Origin of the sequence: Burkholderia sp. E168m23 (genome assembly GCF_016586125.1) — a bacterium.
GTDB lineage: Bacteria > Pseudomonadota > Gammaproteobacteria > Burkholderiales > Burkholderiaceae > Burkholderia > Burkholderia orbicola.
The window spans coordinates 1-4922 of the sequence record NZ_BCPP01000533.1; the positions used below are offsets into that span (position 1 = coordinate 1).

General features: G+C 70.0%; 5 protein-coding genes. All 5 read left to right on the forward strand.

The genetic code is table 11. The features are described 5' to 3' along the window. A partial coding sequence (locus JMF90_RS23995; RefSeq protein ID WP_201325508.1) for an amidase occupies positions 1-1153 on the forward strand: 1153 nt, incomplete at its 5' end. A 149-nt stretch (positions 1154-1302) separates the two neighbouring features. Further along, the gene (locus JMF90_RS24000) at positions 1303-1815 is read left to right on the forward strand and encodes a disulfide bond formation protein B (RefSeq protein WP_011544863.1); all 513 of its coding nucleotides are present in this window, start codon (positions 1303-1305) and stop codon (positions 1813-1815) included. Between the two features lie 634 nt (positions 1816-2449). After that, on the forward strand, positions 2450-3454 hold the full coding sequence (gene xdhC / locus JMF90_RS24005) for a xanthine dehydrogenase accessory protein XdhC (protein ID WP_012328110.1): 1005 nt from the start codon (positions 2450-2452) through the stop codon (positions 3452-3454). A gap of 18 nt (positions 3455-3472) precedes the next feature. Further along, positions 3473-4498, forward strand: coding sequence for an adenosine deaminase (locus JMF90_RS24010; protein ID WP_006476603.1), 1026 nt, complete (start codon positions 3473-3475; stop codon positions 4496-4498). A gap of 27 nt (positions 4499-4525) precedes the next feature. Further along, positions 4526-4903: a hypothetical protein gene (locus tag JMF90_RS24015; RefSeq protein WP_082409280.1), complete on the forward strand. Its 378-nt coding sequence runs from the start codon at positions 4526-4528 to the stop codon at positions 4901-4903. Positions 4904-4922: the final 19 nt, after the last annotated feature.

A 4922-nucleotide genomic window follows, 5' to 3' on the forward strand; every position in this document is an offset into this window, starting at 1 on the left:
GGGCATTCCGGTGTCGGTCAAGGACCTGTTCGACGTCGCGGGCCAGGTCACGCGCGCGGGGTCGCGCGTGCTCGACGGCGCGCCGGCCGCGCGCACCGATGCGGTCGCGGTCGCGCGGCTCAAGCGGGCGGGCGCGGTGCTGGTCGGCCGCACCAACATGAGCGAGTTCGCGTTCTCCGGGCTCGGGCTGAATCCGCACTTCGGCAACCCGCGCTCGCCGTACCACCGCGACGTGCCGGGCGACGCGCGGATTTCGGGCGGCTCGTCGTCGGGGGCGGCCGCGTCGGTCGCCGACGGGATGGCCGCCGTCGCGCTCGGCACCGACACCGGCGGCTCGATCCGCATTCCGGCCGCGCTGTGCGGGCTGACGGGCTTCAAGCCGACCGCGAGCCGAATTCCGACGCAAGGCGGCGTACCGCTGTCGACGACGCTCGACTCGTTCGGCCCGATCGGCCTGACGGTCGCGTGCTGCGCACTGGTCGACCGGATGCTGGCGGGGCTCGAGCCGCACGTGCCGGCCGCCCGGCCGCTCGAAGGCGTACGGCTCGGCGTGCTGACGAACTACGTGACGGACGGCGTCGATGCCGACGTCGCGGCCGCGCTCGACACCGCGCTCAAGCATCTCGAAGCCGCCGGCGCGATCGTCACCGAAGTGCGCTTCCCCGCGCTCGACCGGCTGCCGGAGATCAACCGTTTCGGCTTCTCGCCGATCGAGGCGTACGCGTGGCATCGTCCGCTGCTCGCCACGCATCGCGACCAGTACGACCCGCGCGTGCTGACGCGCATCCTGAAGGGCGAACCGGCGAGCGCGGCCGACTATCTCGATCTGCTCGCCGCACGCGCCGCGATGCTCGACGAAGCCGCGCACACGGTCTGGTCGCGCTTCGATGCGCTCGTCGCGCCGACGGTGCCGGTCGTGCCGCCGCGCATCGCCGAACTCGAAACGGACGACGACGCGTTCACGCGCACCAACGCGCTGATCCTGCGCAACCCGAGCGCGTTCAACTTCCTCGATGCGTGCGGGCTGTCGCTGCCGTGCCATCCGCGCGACGCGGCGCCGGTCGGCCTGATGCTCGCGGCGGCGCCGCATCGCGACGACGCGCTGCTCGCGATCGGCCAGTCGGTCGAGGCCGTGCTGAACACGATCCGCTGACCGCGCGAGCCGATGGCAAGCCGGATCGGCGGCGGGCCGCGCCCGCGTGCGGCAGGGTGCCGCACGCGCGCTGTCAGTTTCGTGCCAGACCGTTCGCGCTAAAATCGCGCGATTGTTTTCCGGACCGACCGACGAGGAACCCCGCCGACATGAACGACTACACGCTTGCACTACGCCGCGAACGCCGCCTGCTGATGCTGCTCGGATGGGTGTGCATCGCCCTGCTGGCCGGTGCGCTGTATCTGCAGTACGTGAAGAACGAAGACCCGTGCCCGCTGTGCATCATCCAGCGCTACTTCTTCTGCGCGATCGGGATCTTCGCGTTCCTGGCCGCCGGTATCCGCAACTGGCGCGGCGTCTGGGTGCTCGAACTGCTGATCGCGATCGCCGCGGCCGGCGGTGTCGGCACGGCCGCACGGCACCTGTCGATCCAGATGAATCCGGGCTTCAGCTGCGGCTTCGACACGCTGCAGCCGATCGTCGACAGCCTGCCGCCCGCGCAGTGGTTCCCCGGCATGTTCAAGGTCGCCGGGCTGTGCGAGACCGTCTACCCGCCGATTTTCGGCATCCTGCTGCCCGGCTGGGCGCTGATCGGCTTCGCCGTGATCCTGGTCGCGGTCGTCGCGAGCCTCTGGCGTCATCGCCGCAAGCTGGCGAGCTGATCGGCCAGCCGCGTTGCCGGCCGCAAAACCGGCGGCGCGGCTCGACCGCACGGGCCACGCGCCGCCGGCGAGCGAATCGTCACGCGGCTCCGGCCAACGCCTGCGCCGGCCCTGGCCGGTCGCCGCACGTAAACACCTACCCTGCCGCCACCCGGATTTCCGGGCCCGCGCGCATCGCGCGATCGCCGTGCTCCCGCCCCGTCACGCGTACGTTTGGGCCCGATGTGCATGCATCGGTCCCCCGATCCCGCGCGGCCGGCCTATGATCGACATGATCGCCGCCTGATAGCCCGGATCACCGCCCGGCCATGTTCCCGCCGCGTGGCGGTGCTATCTTCGGGACTGGATGGCGATCTACGTGCGCGTGGCGAGGCGGTTTCACCGCTCCCTGCGTAACGCGCGCCCGATCCGCAATGTCGACTGGATTCATCATGACAACGCAAACCATCCGCATCCGTCACCCTCATGGCGTCCGCGCGTCCGGCGGCGCCGTTCGCGCACGCCGTCAGTCCGCGGCCGCCGCATGGCCTCGGCCGTGCAGCCGGCCGGCCCGGCTCCCGTCCGTCCTCGTTGCCGCCGCGCCCGCCAGCGCGCGCCGCGTGTCGTGCCGCGTCGTCCCGAACGGAGCGTGCTGATGGAAGCCTGGCTCGGCGATCTGCAGCAACTGCTCGCGCACGGCGAAGCGGCCGTGCTCGTGACGGTCGCGCACACCGACGGCTCCGCGCCGCGCGAAGCCGGCACCAAGATGCTCGTCACGCGCGACACGGCCCGCCATACGATCGGCGGCGGTCATCTGGAGTGGAAGGCGATCGAGATCGCGCGGCATCTGCTGAAGGACGGCGCGCACGTGCCGCACGCACGCCGGCTCGAGCGGCTCGCGCTCGGCCCGAGCCTCGGCCAGTGCTGCGGCGGCGCCGTGGTGCTCGCGTTCGAGCGGCTCGACGTCGGCGACCTCGGCTGGATCATGTCGCTCGCGAAGCGCGTGGCGGCCGGCGCCGCGACCGTGCGTAGCGTATCATTCGGCCCCTCGCCGGGCGCGCCGCTGTTGAGCGAGCCCGAATCGGAAGCCGCACGCGCCGACTGCCTGCTGTGGGAAACCGGCGGCGTATCGCTGATGACCGAAACGATCGCGCCGTATGCGTTCCCCGTCGTGCTGTTCGGCGCGGGGCACATCGGCACCGCGCTCGTGAAGGTGCTGGCGACGCTGCCGTGCCACGTGCGCTGGATCGACGGGCCCGATGCGGTGTTCCCGCCGGCCGACGCGCTCGCCGGCATCGGCAACCTCGCGATCGACGCGGCCGCCTCCCCGGCGGACGCGGTCGACGCGGCGCCGCCGCAGTCCTACTTCGTCGTGATGACGCATGACCACGCACTCGATTTCGTGCTGGCCGAGCGCATCCTGCGACGCGGCGACTATGCCTACTTCGGGATGACCGGCTCGCGCACGAAACGCGTGCAGTTCGATCATCGCCTCGCCGCGATCGGCATCGACCCGGCCCAGGTCGCGCGGATGCGCTGCCCGATCGGTGTCGAAGGCATCATCGACAAGGCGCCCGAAGTGATCGCGATCTCGGTGGCCGCGCAGTTGCTGCAGGCCGTCGAGGCGAATGCGTCCGCGCAGGCTTCCCCCACTTACTGACCGACCAAGAACGACGCCATGACCCCGACATTCAAGGACAAGATTGCCCGTGCGCCGAAAGCGGAGCTGCACATCCATATCGAAGGCTCGCTCGAGCCCGAGCTGATCTTCGCGCTCGCGCAGCGCAACGGCGTGAAGCTCGCGTACGACTCGATCGACGCGCTGCGCGCCGCGTACGCGTTCACCGACCTGCAATCGTTCCTCGACATCTACTACGCCGGCGCGAGCGTGCTGCTCACCGAGCAGGATTTCTACGACATGACGGCCGCGTACTGCGAGCGCGCGCTCGCCGACAACGTCGTCCACACCGAACTGTTCTTCGACCCGCAGACGCACACCGAGCGCGGCGTGCCGATCGAGACGGTCGTCGCGGGCATCGAGCGCGCACTCGCCGATGCCGAAGCGCGCGGGCTGTCGAGCAAGCTGATTCTGTGTTTCCTGCGCCACCTGTCCGAAGAAGACGCGCTCGCGACGTTCGAATCCGCGTTGCCGCTGTTCGAACGCTATCGTCATCGCCTGATCGGCGTGGGGCTCGATTCGTCCGAGCTCGGCCATCCGCCGACGAAGTTCGCACGCGTGTTCGAAAAGGCGCGCGCACTCGGGCTGAAGCTCGTCGCGCACGCGGGCGAGGAAGGCCCGCCCGCCTACATCTACGAAGCGCTCGACGTGCTGAAGGTCGACCGGATCGACCACGGCGTGCGCAGCATCGAGGATGCGGCGCTCGTCGAGCGTCTCGCGAAAACGCGCACGGCGCTCACCGTGTGCCCGCTGTCGAACCTGAAGCTGTGCGTGTTCGACGACATGGCGAAGCACACGCTGAAGGCGCTGCTCGATCGCGGCGTGGCGGTGACGATCAACTCCGACGATCCGGCCTATTTCGGCGGCTACGTCAATGAAAACTACTTCGCGACGGCCGAAGGGCTGCAACTCACGGATGCCGAAGTCCATGCGGTGATCCGCAACGGCTTCGAGGCGTCGTTCATCGAACCGGCGCAGCGCGACGCACTGTACGCGCGCCTCGACGCGTACTGGCAGGCCGCGTGACGGCCCGCATCGAGGCACGCTAGACAGATGAAACGCGGCAACCGCATCCGCTTCGCGATTCCCCGTTCGGCCTTGTGCCGGGCCGGGCGCCTGCGTGCATGCAGAGCGATGACGCAGCCCGTCGTCGCCCGCACGCACCGGCCGTCGCGGCTTGCCGTGCCGTTCGCCGTCGTACCGGACGCGGGCATACCGGCTGCGGGCGCAACGGTTGCAGGCGCAACGGCTACGAGGTATGCGGACAACCACTCGCTGACGGCTTCGGCCGCCACGCTCGCCCGCGCCATCGCCTCCGGCCGTGCCGCACATCACGTGCGGCCGCCGCTCGCGAAGCACCGTCCCGCCCCCGTGCGGCATCGATCGCTTTCTTCTGTTCGCCTTACCTTGATGCAGGACCCTTCGTCATGACGCAAACCGCTTTCCGTTC

Excerpts from the sequence above, each read along its gene's own strand:
- JMF90_RS24000 (WP_011544863.1), top strand. The coding sequence starts at position 1,303 with ATGAACGACTACACGCTTGCACTACGCCGCGAACGCCGCCTGCTGATG.
- xdhC (WP_012328110.1), top strand. The coding sequence starts at position 2,450 with ATGGAAGCCTGGCTCGGCGATCTGCAGCAACTGCTCGCGCACGGCGAA.
- JMF90_RS24015 (WP_082409280.1), top strand. The coding sequence starts at position 4,526 with ATGAAACGCGGCAACCGCATCCGCTTCGCGATTCCCCGTTCGGCCTTG.
- JMF90_RS24010 (WP_006476603.1), top strand. The coding sequence starts at position 3,473 with ATGACCCCGACATTCAAGGACAAGATTGCCCGTGCGCCGAAAGCGGAG.